The organism is Streptomyces californicus (assembly GCF_000717645.1).
Taxonomy (GTDB): Bacteria; Actinomycetota; Actinomycetes; order Streptomycetales; family Streptomycetaceae; genus Streptomyces; species Streptomyces californicus.
This window is the reverse complement of sequence record NZ_JNZZ01000005.1, coordinates 100,715-114,500: the sequence shown is the minus strand read 5'-3', so window position 1 is coordinate 114,500 and position 13,786 is coordinate 100,715. Positions and strand designations below refer to the sequence as shown.

Genomic DNA, 13,786 nt, shown 5'->3' with positions numbered 1-13,786 from the left:
GTCAGTCGAAGAGCGGGCCCTGCGTCCGGGTCCGCTTGATCTCGTAGAAGCCCGGAACCGAGGCGACCAGCAGCGTGCCGTCCCAGAGCTTCGCCGCCTCCTCCCCCTTGGGGGCGGGGGTGACCACCGGGCCGAAGAAGGCGATCTGCTCGCCGTCCGCGCCGGGGACCGCGATGACCGGGGTGCCGACGTCCTGGCCGACCTTCTCGATGCCCTCCCGGTGGGAGGCGCGCAGCTCGGTGTCGTACCGGTCGGAGTCGGCGTACTCCGCGAGCTCGGCGGGCAGGTCGACGTCCTTCAGCGCGGCGGCCACGGCCTCGCGCGTGGGGCCCTCGCCGTTGTTGTGGAAGCGGGTGCCGAGCGCGGTGTAGAGGGGGCCGACGACGTCGTCCCCGTGGAGCTGCTGGGCGGCGATGACGACCCGGACCGGCCCCCACGCCTGGTTCTCCATCATGTCGCGGTACTCCTCCGGCAGCTCGTCGAGCCGGTCCTCGTTGAGGACGGCCAGGCTCATCACGTGCCAGCGGACCTCGACGTCGCGGACCTTCTCCACCTCCAGCATCCAGCGGGAGGTCATCCACGCCCAGGGGCAGAGGGGGTCGAACCAGAAGTCGACCGGGGTCGTGCCGTTCGCCGGGGTGTTCTCGGACATGTCTCTCCTCGGAAGAATGCGGAAGAACGCGGCACACCTGCGCGGTGCGCACGCGCGGTACGCCTGCGGGCGAGAACGCCCCCGGCGGGTGACCCATTCCCTGAATGCCGCCGCCCGGGGACGCATGCAAGGATCAATGGGTTCGAACACGACACATGACGCGCGCCACGAAGGAGTGCCCGTGCCCGGTGAAAACCTGTCCCGCGACGAGGCCCAGGAAAGGGCCGAGCTGCTGACCGTCGACGGATACGAGGTCGAGCTCGACCTGCGGTCCGCCGTCGGCGAGCCCGAGGGGACCGACGGCGGCGAGGGGGAGGCCGGACCGCGGACCTTCCGTTCGCTGACCACGATCCGGTTCCGCTCGGCCCGAGCGGGCGTCTCCACCTTCGCCGACCTGGTGGCCCCGGCCGTGGACGCGGTGAAGCTGAACGGGACGGACCTCGACCCGGCGGTCGTGTTCGACGGGACGCGGGTGGCGCTGGACGGGCTCGTCGAGGGCGAGAACGTGCTCGTGGTCGACGCGCGCTGCGCGTACAGCCGGACCGGCGAGGGCATGCACCGCTTCGTCGACCCGGAGGACGGCGAGGTCTACCTCTACACCCAGTACGAGCCGGCCGACGCCCGCCGCGTCTTCGCCAACTTCGAGCAGCCCGACCTGAAGGCCCCCTTCCGGTTCGAGGTCATCGCCCCCGAGGGCTGGCGGGTCTGGTCCAACGGGGCCGAGGAGTCGCGCGAGGGCGAGGTCTGGCGGTTCGCCGAGACGAAGCCGATCTCCACGTACATCACGGCCGTCGTCGCCGGTCCGTACCACTACGTGAGGGACTACTACTCCCGTACGTTCGACGACGGCACCACGCTGGAGATCCCGCTCGGCGCGATGTGCCGCAAGGGGCTCGCCAAGTACTTCGACGCGGACGACGTCTTCCTGGTCACCAAGCAGGGCCTGGACTTCTTCCACGACAACTTCGACTACCCGTACCCCTTCGGCAAGTACGACCAGGCGTTCGTGCCCGAGTACAACCTCGGCGCCATGGAGAACCCGGGCATGGTCACCTTCCGCGAGGAGTACATCTACCGCGGCAAGGTCACCTCGGCGGCCTACGAGCGGCGGGCCAACGTCATCCTGCACGAGATGGCGCACATGTGGTTCGGCGACCTGGTCACCATGGAGTGGTGGGACGACCTGTGGCTGAAGGAGTCCTTCGCCGACTTCATGGGCTCCTTCTCGATGGTCGAGGCGACCCGCTTCACCAACGGCTGGATCACCTTCGCCAACAACCGCAAGGCGTGGGCCTACCGCGCCGACCAGCTGCCCTCCACGCACCCGATCACGGCCGACATCCGTGACCTGGAGGACGCCAAGCTGAACTTCGACGGGATCACGTACGCCAAGGGCGCCTCCGTCCTGAAGCAGCTCGTGGCGTACGTGGGACGGGACGCCTTCCTGGAGGGCGCCCGGCGCTACTTCAAGCAGCACGCGTACGGCAACACGCGCCTGGGCGACCTGCTGTCGGTGCTCGCCGAGACCTCGGGCCGGGACATGACCGCCTGGTCGCGCTCCTGGCTCCAGACGGCGGGCGTCAACGTGCTGACCCCCGTGCCGGCGTACGACGCGGACGGCGTGCTCACCGAGCTGGCCGTCGTCCAGGAGGCCGCCGCGTCGCACCCGGAGCTGCGCCCGCACCGGGTCGCGGTCGGCCTGTACCGGCGTACGCCGGAGGGCGAGCTGACGCGTTACGCGCGGGCCGAGGTGGACGTGGCCGGCGAGCGGACCGTGGTGGAGGAGCTGGCCGGTTCCGAGCGGCCCGACCTGATCCTGGTCAACGACGAGGACCTGACGTACTGCAAGGTCCGCTTCGACGAGGGCTCGCTGGCCACGCTCCGGGAGCACCTGGGCGACATCACCGACCCGCTCGCCCGCGCCCTGTGCTGGTCGGCCCTGTGGAACCTGACCCGGGACGCGCTGCTGCCGGCCCGCGACTTCGTCGCGCTGGTGCTGGCGTTCGCCGGGCGGGAGAGCGACATCGGCGTGCTGCAGATGCTGCACGCGTGGACGCAGTCCGCGCTGGTGCGCTACGTGGCGCCGGAGTGGCGCGAGGAGGGCGGCCGGGCGGCGGCCGAGGGTGCGCTGCGCGAGCTGCGGGCGGCGGAGCCGGGCAGCCAGCACCAGCTGACCTGGGCCCGCTTCTTCGCGGCGGTGGCCGCGTCCGACGCGGACTTCCAGCTGCTGGGCGGGCTGCTGGAGGGCACGGCGCGGATCGACGGCCTCGACGTGGACCAGGAGCTGCGCTGGGCGTTCCTCTCCCCGCTGGCCTCGCGCGGGGTGGCGAACGAGGCGGCGATCGACGCCGAACTGGCCCGTGACGACACCGCGTCCGGCAAGCGCCACCACGTACGGTGCCTGGCCTCGCGCCCCTCGGAGGCGGTCAAGGCGCAGGCGTGGGCGGCCGTCGTGGAGTCGGACAAGCTCTCCAACGCGCTGGTCGAGGCGACCATCAACGGCTTCGAGCAGCCCTCGCAGCGGGAGCTGCTGGCCCCGTACGCACCGCGCTACTTCGAGGTGATCGAGCGGATCTGGGCGGAGCGGTCCATCCAGATCGGCATGCACGTGGTGCAGGGGATGTTCCCGGGGCTCCAGGACAGCACCGAGACCCTCGATGCGACCGACGCCTGGCTGACCGGGCACGCCGACGCGGCCCCGGCGCTGCGGCGGCTGGTGCTGGAGGCCCGTGACGACCTCGCGCGGGCGCTGCGCGGCCAGGAGTGCGACCGGAAGGCGTGATCCGGCCGGGCTGAACCGGGCCCCGTGCGGGACGTCACCGACGTGGCGTCACCGCGCGGGGCCCGTTCACGTGGGGTGACCGCACGGGGCCCGGTGCGGGTGCTGCCGCCGCCGCGGCCCGGACGGTCCGCGCGACGGCGTGAGGGGGCGTGCGGGAGGGGCGCTCGGGCAGGGCGTGCGCGCGGCGCGAAAGCAGCGCTCGTACATCTGATCGCAGCGCCCCTCCCCTGATTCCCGGCGGGACGGGCCATTTCGATTGCCGAACGTCCGTGCATCAGGACGGCGTTGTCCGGGATTGTCGACGGACGTGTAACAGGGGTTAGGACCCCCTCCGGACAAGGGAAATCACGGGACATGACCCAGAACACCCCGCTCTCCTCCCGCCTCCCCCTCCCCTCCGAGGACGTGACGCTCCGTGTCCGGTCCGCCGCCCAGCTGCGGGCGCGCGGGGTGTCCGCGGCGCAGACGTCCGCCCAGTGCCTGCCCGGCGGCCCCTGGCAGCAGATCCTGCCGGGGGTCTACCTGCTGCACCCGGGCCCGCCCACCGGCCGGGAGCGGCTGCACGGGGCGCTGCTGTACGCGGGGCGTCCGCCGGTCTCCGCGCGGCGCGCTCCGGCGCGCCTGGCGGAGCCGGGCTACGGGCCCGGTCAGGAGGACGCGTACGGCGAGGCGATGGTGACCGGGGTCGCCGCCCTGGCGTTGTACGGCTTCGCCGCGGTGGGGCCGTTGGGGGCGCTGCACCGGATCGACGTCCTGGTGCCGCGTACCCGGCGGCTGCGGTCCGCCCGGTTCGTGGAGGTGCTGCGGACCGCCGTGATGCCGCGCGCGGTGCGGGTGGGCGAGGTGCCCGTCGCCCCGGTGGAGCGTGCTCTCGCGGACGCGGTGGCGGCCACGGCGGAGGCGGCCGACGTCCGGCGGCTGCTGACCGAGGCGGTCCGCGAGGGCCACTGCGAGCCGGCCGCCGTGGTACGGGAGTTGAGCGAGGCGGAGCTGCTGGGGAGGCCCGCCGTGGTGGGCGCGGTCGACGCGCTGCTGGCCGAGGGGCGGGCGGCGGCGGAGGCCCGGCTGTACGCGATGGTGCGGGAGCACGGGCTGCCGGATCCGGTGTGGAACGTGGAGCTGCGGCTGCCGGGCGGGCCCCGGCTCGGCGCGGTGGACGCGTACTGGCCGGATCACGCCGTCGCGGTGGAGCTGGACGCGCGGGCGCCCCGGTACGGGGTACCGGCGCGCCGGCGCCAGGCGGAGGAGGACCCGCAGTGGGCCGCGTACGCCGCGAAGCGGGAGCAACTGGAACGGCTCGGCGTCACGGTCGTCCACCTCACCCCGCGCAAGCTGCGCGAGGCGGCGGACCAGCAGGCGACGGTGGTGCGGACGGCGCTGATGGCGGCGGCGGACCGGGAGCCGGCCGCGTACGTCATGGTCCTGCCGCGCTGACCAGGGCCGGGGCCGGGCCCGGTGGCGGGAGCGTCCCGCGGGCGGATCGCCTTCGGGCCCGGGCGCGGCCTCCTGGACCACGGGCGCGGCGGCCCCGGGCCCACCGCTGCGGCAGGTCCGGACCACGGAAGCGGAGCCACGGCGGCCCCGTGCGCCACCGGCGTACCGTTTGACCTCGTTCCTCCCCTGTGGCGCGGCACGCACTCTGGCGGATCTCTGCCATGTCCCTGACTCGTCTCCGTCAACTCTCCACAAACCCCTGTCATTTACGACAGGGTGAGCGGTCATCCGGTACCGAATTCCGGACTCTCTCTTTCAATTACAGGGATGCTGATGACCAAGGAATCCCCCAGCTCCATACCCGGGGCGAGACGAGCAGCTCGTATCGCGGCAGCGGCCGGTCTGGCTGCCGCGCTGGCGGCCTCCGGCGCCGCACCGGCCTTCGCCGCCGACGACCCGGCTCCGGCTCCCGTCAAACCGGCCGCCACGAGCGACCGCGGCGACAAGCTCGGCACGGCCGACGCCGAGATCCTGGCGAAGGCCGAGGCCAAGGGCGAGAAGAACATCACCATGATGGTCGCCACCACCCCCGGGGCGACCGAGCAGGTCAGCAAGCAGCTGGACGCCGTCGAGGGGTCCGTGCTCGGCCAGACCTACGACAAGCTCGGCTACGTTCGCGCGAGCGTCCCGACGAAGAGCGCCGAGTCCACCATCAAGGCGGCCTCGAAGCTCTCCTCCGTCCTCGGCATCGATCTCAAGCAGGAGATCAAGCTGGACGACCCGACGCCCAAGGGCGACCGGGCGGACGGGGCGAAGCAGCTGAAGGCCACGGGCAGTTACCCGGCGCCCGGCAAGAAGACGCCGGCGACGAACCCGTACAACCCCTCCTTCGAGACGGGTGCGGTCGACTTCGTCGAGAAGCACCCCGAGGCGGACGGCCGCGGGATCACCATCGGCATCCTGGACTCCGGCGTCGACCTCGGTCACCCGGCCCTGCGGAAGACCACCACCGGCGAGCGCAAGATCGTCGACTGGGTGACGGCGACCGACCCGGTCAGCGACGGCGACGGCACCTGGCTCCGGATGACGGAGACCGTCACCGGACCGACGTTCACGTCCGGCGGGAAGACCTACTCCGCCCCGGCGGGCAGCTACCGGTTCGCCACGTTCGCCGAGTCGGCCACCACCGGCGGCGACATGGCGGGCGACCTCAACCGCGACGGTGACACCACCGACACGTGGGGCGTGCTGTACGACCCGGTCACCGGCACCACGCGCGTCGACCTGAACAGCAACACGGACTTCTCCGACGACGCGGTCCTCAAGCCGTACAAGGACAAGTTCCAGGTCTCCTACTTCGGTGAGGACGACCCGCGGACCCCCGTCGTCGAGCGCATCCCGTTCGTCGTCGAGACCCGCAAGAACGTGGTCTACAACGCGGCCGGCGCGAAGGCCGACTTCGTCAACATCGGTGTCATCGAGGGCTCGCACGGCACGCACGTCGCGGGCATCACCGCGGCCAACGGGCTGTTCGGCGGCGAGATGAACGGCGCCGCCCCCGGCGCCAAGATCGTCTCCTCGCGCGCCTGCACGTGGACCGGCGGCTGCACCAACATCGCGCTGACCGAGGGCATGATCGACCTCGTCGTCAACCGCGGCGTCGACATCGTCAACATGTCGATCGGCGGCCTGCCGCCGCTGAACGACGGCAACAACGCCCGCGCCGAGCTGTACAAGCGCCTCGTCGACATCTACGGCGTGCAGCTGGTCATCTCGGCCGGCAACAGCGGCCCGGGCCTCAACACCATCGGCGACCCGGCCCTCGCCGACCACGTGATCTCGGTCGGCGCGTCGATCTCCAAGGAGACGTGGGCGGCCAACTACGGCTCCAACGTCACCAAGAAGTACGACATGCTGCCCTTCTCCTCGCGCGGTCCGCGTGAGGACGGCGGCTTCACGCCGATCATCTCGGCGCCGGGCGCGTCCATCAACACCACCCAGACCTGGGCTCCGGGCGGTCCGGTCAAGGAGGCGGGTTACGACCTGCCGGCCGGCTACTCCATGCTCCAGGGCACCTCGATGGCCTCCCCGCAGGCCGCGGGCGCCGCGGCGCTCCTGCTCTCGGCGGCGAAGCAGAAGGGCATCGAGCTTCCCCCGGCCGACCTCCGCACGGCGCTGACCAGCACCGCCGGCCACATCGAGGACGTGCCCGCGCACGTCCAGGGCTCCGGTCTGATCAACATCGTCAAGGCGTGGAAGCAGATCGCCAAGCAGGGCAAGCCCGCGCACGAGTTCTCGGTGAAGGCCCCGGTCGACACCGCGATCGACTTCGCGCTCAAGGACCCGGGCTTCGGCACCGGCCTCTACGACCGCGAGGGCGGCCTGAAGGTCGGCCAGAGCAAGGTCTACGACGTCGTCGTCACCCGGACCACCGGCCCGGACCGCGACGTCCAGCACAAGCTGACGTGGAAGAACAACGACGGCACCTTCGAGCTGAGCAGCCCGCAGTACGTCTCGCTGCCGCTCGACACGCCGGTCAAGCTGAAGGTCAGGGCCAAGGCCAAGACCGCCGGGGTGCACAGCGCCATCCTCCAGCTCGACGACAAGAAGACCTCCGGCGTCGACCACCAGATCATGACCACGGTCGTCATCGCCCAGGAGCTGCAGCAGCCCGGTTACGCCTACAAGGCGTCCGGCTCGGTCCAGCGCAACGGCACCACGTCGTACTTCGTCAACGTGCCGCAGGGCGCCAAGACCCTTGAGGTCGCCCTCAGCGCGCTGCGCTCGGGCAGCCAGACGCGGTTCATCGCCCTGCACCCGTACGGGACGCCGGTCGACCCCACCGCGACGACCAACTGCTACCCGAACTACGAGAACCCGGCCAACACCTGCCGCCCGGACGCGCGTTCCTACAAGGACCCGCAGCCCGGCGTGTGGGAGATCGAGGTCGAGGCGCGCCGTACGTCGCCGCTGCTGGACAACCCGTACAAGCTGGACGTCTCGCTGCTCGGCGTCGAGTTCGACCCGGCGGTGCGCACCATCGACGAGGCGAAGATCGGTGCTCCGGCCCCGGTGAGCTGGAAGGTCACCAACAAGGCGGCTGCCCTCCAGGGCAAGCTCCAGGGCGGTTCGCTGGGCTCGGCCAAGGTCGACACGCCGTCGATCTCCACGGGCCAGACCCGGCAGACCACGGTGACCATCGGCGCCGGCGTCGAGAAGCTCGACGTCGCCATCGGCGGTACGTCGGACGCCAACGCCGACCTCGACCTGTACGTCTTCCGGGGCGCCACGCAGGTCGGCAGCGGCACCACCGCCGGCTCCGAGGAGTCGGTCAGCCTGGCCAAGCCCGCCGCGGGCACGTACACCGTCGTCGTCGAGGGCTACTCGGTTCCCACCGGGTCGACCACGTACGACTACCGGGACGTGTACTACTCGGCGTCGCTCGGCACGCTCAAGGTCGACTCCACCAAGGCGGTGAACCTGGCCGGCGGCGCGTCCGCCCAGGTCGGCGCCGAGGTCGTGGTCGCCGGGGCGGCTCCGGAGGGCCGTCGGTTCTTCGGTGAGGTCCGGCTGGTCAACGCGCGCGGCACCGCCGCGGGCACCGGCAGCGTCGCGATCGAGAAGGTCGTGCCGTAGCGGATCTCCGCGCTACGACGGCGGGGCGGGCGCTCTCACGAGCACCCGCCCCGCTGTGCGTGTTCCTCGTCACAGGCCGCCGACGGCGCAGCAGATGTTTCCCCACGCAGGCAGGCACGTCGCAGAATCTGCGGGCCTCCCGGGAAGAGTCCGCAGGTCGGACAATGGATTGGACAAGTCGGGCCCGGACATACGCATCATGGTGCGGCATACGGACCGCACAGACGCACAGGTGCACAGAACAGAGGAGTCCTCGTGAAGGTCGGAATCGTCGGCGCCACCGGTCAGGTCGGCACAGTCATGCTCAGGATCCTGGCCGAGCGCTCCTTCCCGGTCGACGAGCTGCGGCTGTTCGCCTCCGCCCGGTCCGCGGGCTCCACGATCGACTTCCAGGGCTCCCCCGTCACCGTCGAGGACGCCTCCGCGGCCGACTACACCGGCCTGGACATCGTGCTGTTCTCCGCCGGCGGCGCGACCTCGAAGGCGCTGGCCGAGAAGGTCGCCTCCCAGGGCGCCGTGGTGATCGACAACTCCTCCGCCTGGCGCAAGGACCCCGAGGTCCCCCTCGTCGTCTCCGAGGTCAACCCGCACGCGGCGAAGGTCCGCCCCAAGGGGATCATCGCCAACCCGAACTGCACCACCATGGCCGCGATGCCGGTGCTGCGCCCGCTGCACGACGAGGCCGGTCTCGAAGCGCTGACCGTCGCCACCTACCAGGCCGTCTCCGGCTCCGGCCTCGCCGGGGTCTCCGAGCTGCACGGCCAGGCGTCCAAGGTCGTCGCCGACGCCGAGAAGCTGGTCCACGACGGCGAGGCCGTGGACTTCCCCGAGCCCGGCGTCTACAAGCGTCCGATCGCCTTCAACGTGCTGCCGCTGGCCGGCTCGATCGTGGACGACGGCTCGTTCGAGACGGACGAGGAGCAGAAGCTCCGCAACGAGTCCCGCAAGATCCTGGAGATCCCGGAGCTGAAGGTCTCCGGCACCTGCGTCCGGGTCCCGGTCTTCTCCGGCCACTCGCTCCAGATCAACGCCCGCTTCGCCCGCCCGATCGGCGTCGAGCGCGCCTACGAGCTGCTCAAGGACGCCGACGGCGTCGAGCTGTCCGAGATCCCGACCCCCCTCCAGGCGGCCGGCAAGGACGCGAGCTACGTCGGCCGCATCCGGGTCGACGAGACGGTGGACCACGGCCTCGCACTGTTCGTCTCCAACGACAACCTGCGCAAGGGCGCGGCCCTGAACGCCGTGCAGATCGCTGAGCTGGTGGCGGCCGAGCTGAAGGGCTGACCGCGGCTCACGCGTACCGCCGAGGGGCGGCCACCGGTGTGCACCGGTGGCCGCCCCTTTGTGTGTACGGGTCAGAGGGCGAGGTGGCGGCGGAGCGCCGCGTCGATCTCGGACATGCGTTGACGGGGGACCTTGCCGATCTGCCGCAAGAATCTCTCCTGAGCCATCGCTCGCACCTGTTCGCACTGTGCCTTGGAGTCCTTCGGCAAGCCGCAATCGCCCGCCTGGAGGAGCACTTGGAAGGGGTAGAGGCGAGAGACGTTCGACGTCAGCGGCACCACGGTGACGACTCCGCGCCCCGTCCGGTCCACCGCAGCGTTAGCACCGTCGTTCGAGACGATGACCGAGGGACGCGCCTTGTTGGCCTCGCTGCCCCGCACCGGCTCATAGTCGACCAGATAGATGTCACCGCGCCTCATCGACGATCCCGTCCCCCGAGAACTTGTCCCAGAACTCGGCGTCCCCGCTCTCGTCCCACTCGGCGAAAGCCGCCTCGTAGTCGGCCTCAAGATTCGAGGCGCGCAGCAACTCGATAGCGGCGTGTATGACAGCGGACCGGGAGTCCGCGTCTGTCTTCGCCGCGTACTCGTCGACGAAGGCGACATCCTCCTGCGGCAGACTCACACTGATCTTCATACCAGCCATACTACCCCGGTAGGAATAGGAGCGCTACCCGTCGTCCGGCAGGGCCGGACATGGAAGGATGATCCGAAACGTCACCATCGAAGGAGATGACCGCGTGCCTGGCACGAATCTGACCCGCGAAGAGGCACAGGAGCGGGCGCGCCTGCTGACCGTGGACGCGTACGAGATCGATCTCGACCTCTCCGGAGCGCAGGGGGGCGGCACCTACCGGTCCGTGACCACCGTGCGCTTCGACTCCGCGGAGAGCGGTGCGGAGTCCTTCATCGACCTGGTCGCCCCGACCGTCCACGAGGTCGTGCTGAACGGTGAGGCCCTCGACGCGGCCGCCGTCTTCAGCGACTCCCGGATCGCGCTGCCCGGCCTGCGCGAGGGCGCCAACGAGCTGAGGGTCGTCGCGGACTGCGCGTACACCAACACCGGCGAGGGGCTGCACCGCTTCGTCGACCCGGTCGACGAGCAGGCCTACCTGTACACCCAGTTCGAGGTCCCGGACGCCCGCCGGGTGTTCGCCTCGTTCGAGCAGCCGGATCTGAAGGCGACCTTCCGGTTCACCGTGAAGGCCCCCGCCGGCTGGACCGTCATCTCGAACTCGCCGACGCCGGAGCCGAAGGACGACGTCTGGTCGTTCGAGCCGACGCCGCGCATCTCCACGTACATCACGGCCCTCATCGCGGGCCCCTACCACGCGGTGCACAGCACGTACGAGAAGGACGGCCAGACCGTCCCGCTCGGCATCTACTGCCGCCCCTCGCTGGCGGAGTACCTGGACGCGGACGAGATCTTCGACGTCACCCGGCAGGGCTTCGCGTGGTTCCAGGAGAAGTTCGACTACGCGTACCCGTTCGCCAAGTACGACCAGCTCTTCGTCCCGGAGTTCAACGCGGGCGCCATGGAGAACGCGGGCGCGGTCACCATCCGCGACCAGTACGTCTTCCGCTCCAAGGTGACGGACGCGGCGTACGAGGTGCGGGCCGAGACGATCCTGCACGAGCTGGCCCACATGTGGTTCGGCGACCTCGTGACGATGGAGTGGTGGAACGACCTCTGGCTGAACGAGTCGTTCGCCACCTACACCTCGATCGCCTGCCAGGCCGACGCGGCGGGCTCGAAGTGGCCGCACTCCTGGACGACGTTCGCCAACTCCATGAAGACCTGGGCGTACCGGCAGGACCAGCTGCCCTCGACGCACCCGATCATGGCGGACATCAGCGACCTGGACGACGTGCTCGTCAACTTCGACGGCATCACCTACGCCAAGGGCGCCTCGGTGCTCAAGCAGCTCGTGGCGTACGTCGGCAAGGACGCGTTCTTCCAGGGCGTGCAGGCGTACTTCAAGGCGCACGCCTTCGGCAACACCCGCCTCTCCGACCTGCTGGGCGCGCTGGAGGAGACCTCCGGCCGCGACCTGAAGACCTGGTCGAAGGCGTGGCTGGAGACGGCCGGCATCAACATCCTGCGCCCGGAGATCGAGACCGACGAGAACGGCGTCGTCACCTCCTTCACCGTGCTCCAGGAGGCCCCCGCGCTGCCCGCCGGGGCGAAGGGCGAGCCGACGCTGCGCCCGCACCGGATCGCCATCGGCGCCTACGACCTCGACGCGGACGGCAGGCTCGTGCGCGGCGACCGGATCGAGCTGGACGTCGACGGCGAGCGCACCGAGGTGCCGGCCCTGGTGGGCAAGGCCCGCCCGGCCGTCGTCCTGCTCAACGACGACGACCTGTCGTACGCCAAGGTCCGCCTCGACGAGGAGTCGCTGCGGGTCGTCACCCAGCACCTGGGCGACTTCGCCGAGTCGCTGCCGCGCGCCCTGAGCTGGGCCTCGGCCTGGGACATGACGCGCGACGGCGAGCTGGCGACCCGCGACTACCTGGCGCTGGTGCTCGCCGGCATCGGCAAGGAGTCGGACATCGGCGTGGTGCAGTCGCTGCACCGCCAGGTGAAGATGGCGCTCGACCTGTACGCGGCCCCGGAGACCCGTGAGGGCGCGCTCAACCAGTGGACCGACGCGACGCTGGCGCACCTGCGCGCGTCGGAGCCGGGCAGCGACCACCAGCTCGCGTGGGCCCGCGCCTTCGCGGCCACCGCCCGCAACCCGCAGCAGCTGGACCTGCTCCAGTCGCTGCTGGACGGCACCGAGTCGATCGAGGGCCTGGCCGTCGACACCGAGCTGCGGTGGGCGTTCGTGGAGCGGCTGGCGGCGGCCGGGCTGCTGGACGAGGAGGAGATCGCCGCCGAGTACGAGCGGGACAGGACGGCCGCGGGCGAGCGCCACGCGGCCTCGGCGCGGGCGGCCCAGCCGACGGAGGCGGCCAAGGCGGAGGCGTGGGCCTCGGTCGTGGAGTCCGACAAGCTGCCGAACTCGCTCCAGGAAGCGGTCATCGGCGGTTTCGTCCAGACGGACCAGCGTGAGCTGCTGGCTCCGTACACGGAGAAGTTCTTCGCCGCGGTGAAGGACGTCTGGGACTCGCGGAGCCACGAGATGGCGCAGCAGGTCGCGGTGGGCCTCTACCCGGCCCTCCAGGTCTCGCAGGAGACCCTGGACGCCACGGACGCCTGGCTGGCCTCGGCGGAGCCGAGCGCGGCCCTGCGCCGACTGATGTCGGAGTCGCGGTCCGGGGTGGAGCGCGCCCTGCGGGCCCAGGCGGCGGACGCGGCGGCGGCCACCGCGTAGCGGTCCGTACGGCCCCGGGGCGCCCTCTCCGTCTCACGGAGGGGGCGCCCCTCGGCGTGGTGCCGGGACCGGGTCAGCCGCCCGGCGGGGTCAGGACGAGCGGCCACTCCTCGCCGGACCGGACCAGCGCCACGGCGTCCTCGGCCGGGGTTCCGGGCGGCACCGTGAGGAGCACGGTCTCCTCCGAGGCGCGCGCGTACGCGGCGGGGTCGACCCGGGCCTCCACCCGCAGCAGGCGCAGCACGGAGGGCGCGTACGAGGAGCGGGCGGTGAACTTCGCCCGGTCCACCTCCAGCCCCCTGAGCAGGACGGGGTGGGCGACGATGTCCACGGTCAGCACGTCGCCGTCCAGCCGGCGTTCGGCCCAGCCGTCCGTCTGGACCAGCTGGAAGCAGCCGTCGCCCTCGTAGCCACAGGCCGCGAGGCGGGCGGCGGCGCGCTCGTGGTCGTCGGGCACCTCCGAGACGACCACCACGACCGTCTCGGCGTCCGGATCGTCGGGGTTCAGTCCGGCGCACAGCAGTATCTCGGCCATTCGGCGTCCCCCGGGGTGCGAAGGCGGGTCCGGTCGTCCGCAGAGTAGTCGGCGGACGACCGGACCCGGCTCCCGGCCCCCTGGCCGAGCCCTCGCGCGTTCGGCCCCGGCCCGCGCGCGGGCGCGGCTCCCGTGGCCTACGGTCCG

Annotated in this window: 9 protein-coding genes; 5 read left to right on the top strand and 4 right to left on the bottom strand. The window is 71.3% G+C overall.

What is annotated here, in order from left to right:
* Position 1: 1 nt before the first annotated feature.
* The gene (locus IF19_RS0108575) at positions 2-652 is read right to left on the bottom strand and encodes a mycothiol-dependent nitroreductase Rv2466c family protein (RefSeq protein ID WP_030116613.1); all 651 of its coding nucleotides are present in this window, start codon (positions 650-652) and stop codon (positions 2-4) included.
* Between the two features lie 181 nt (positions 653-833).
* Between IF19_RS0108575 and pepN (IF19_RS0108570) the strand changes: the two genes are divergently transcribed.
* From pepN (IF19_RS0108570) to IF19_RS0108555, 4 genes are all read left to right on the top strand, one after another.
* Positions 834-3,434: an aminopeptidase N gene (gene pepN, locus IF19_RS0108570; protein ID WP_030116612.1), complete on the top strand. Its 2,601-nt coding sequence runs from the start codon at positions 834-836 to the stop codon at positions 3,432-3,434.
* Positions 3,435-3,788: 354 nt separating this feature from the next.
* The gene (locus IF19_RS0108565) at positions 3,789-4,868 is read left to right on the top strand and encodes a hypothetical protein (protein ID WP_030116611.1); all 1,080 of its coding nucleotides are present in this window, start codon (positions 3,789-3,791) and stop codon (positions 4,866-4,868) included.
* 327 nt (positions 4,869-5,195) lie between these two features.
* Positions 5,196-8,504 (top strand): S8 family serine peptidase, encoded by a 3,309-nt coding sequence (locus IF19_RS0108560; RefSeq protein WP_030277531.1) that lies wholly within the window; start codon positions 5,196-5,198, stop codon positions 8,502-8,504.
* A 255-nt stretch (positions 8,505-8,759) separates the two neighbouring features.
* A complete protein-coding gene (locus IF19_RS0108555; protein WP_030116608.1) occupies positions 8,760-9,788 on the top strand; it encodes an aspartate-semialdehyde dehydrogenase in 1,029 nt (342 codons plus the stop codon).
* A 71-nt stretch (positions 9,789-9,859) separates the two neighbouring features.
* Here IF19_RS0108555 and IF19_RS0108550 read toward each other — a convergent pair whose 3' ends face one another.
* Both IF19_RS0108550 and IF19_RS0108545 read right to left on the bottom strand, forming a co-directional pair.
* Entirely contained in the window at positions 9,860-10,207 is a 348-nt protein-coding gene (locus tag IF19_RS0108550; protein WP_030116607.1) for a type II toxin-antitoxin system PemK/MazF family toxin, read from the bottom strand.
* Positions 10,194-10,424 carry a ribbon-helix-helix domain-containing protein gene (locus tag IF19_RS0108545; RefSeq protein WP_030116606.1) on the bottom strand — a complete coding sequence of 77 codons (231 nt, stop codon included), beginning with the start codon at positions 10,422-10,424 and terminating at the stop codon, positions 10,194-10,196. The genes IF19_RS0108550 and IF19_RS0108545 overlap by 14 nt, the downstream gene beginning before the upstream one ends.
* 103 nt (positions 10,425-10,527) lie before the next feature.
* Here IF19_RS0108545 and pepN (IF19_RS0108540) point away from each other — a divergent pair, with 103 nt between their 5' ends.
* Entirely contained in the window at positions 10,528-13,104 is a 2,577-nt protein-coding gene (gene pepN / locus IF19_RS0108540; protein ID WP_030116605.1) for an aminopeptidase N, read from the top strand.
* A 73-nt stretch (positions 13,105-13,177) separates the two neighbouring features.
* On the opposite strand, the gene IF19_RS0108535 is transcribed toward pepN (IF19_RS0108540), so the two are convergent.
* Positions 13,178-13,639 (bottom strand): hypothetical protein, encoded by a 462-nt coding sequence (locus IF19_RS0108535; RefSeq protein ID WP_030116604.1) that lies wholly within the window; start codon positions 13,637-13,639, stop codon positions 13,178-13,180.
* Between the last annotated feature and the right edge of the window lie 147 nt (positions 13,640-13,786).

Coding starts and splice junctions, on each gene's coding strand:
- IF19_RS0108535 (WP_030116604.1), bottom strand. CDS start 13,639: ATGGCCGAGATACTGCTGTGCGCCGGACTGAACCCCGACGATCCGGAC.
- IF19_RS0108560 (WP_030277531.1), top strand. CDS start 5,196: ATGCTGATGACCAAGGAATCCCCCAGCTCCATACCCGGGGCGAGACGA.
- IF19_RS0108575 (WP_030116613.1), bottom strand. CDS start 652: ATGTCCGAGAACACCCCGGCGAACGGCACGACCCCGGTCGACTTCTGG.
- IF19_RS0108550 (WP_030116607.1), bottom strand. CDS start 10,207: ATGAGGCGCGGTGACATCTATCTGGTCGACTATGAGCCGGTGCGGGGC.
- IF19_RS0108565 (WP_030116611.1), top strand. CDS start 3,789: ATGACCCAGAACACCCCGCTCTCCTCCCGCCTCCCCCTCCCCTCCGAG.
- IF19_RS0108545 (WP_030116606.1), bottom strand. CDS start 10,424: ATGAAGATCAGTGTGAGTCTGCCGCAGGAGGATGTCGCCTTCGTCGAC.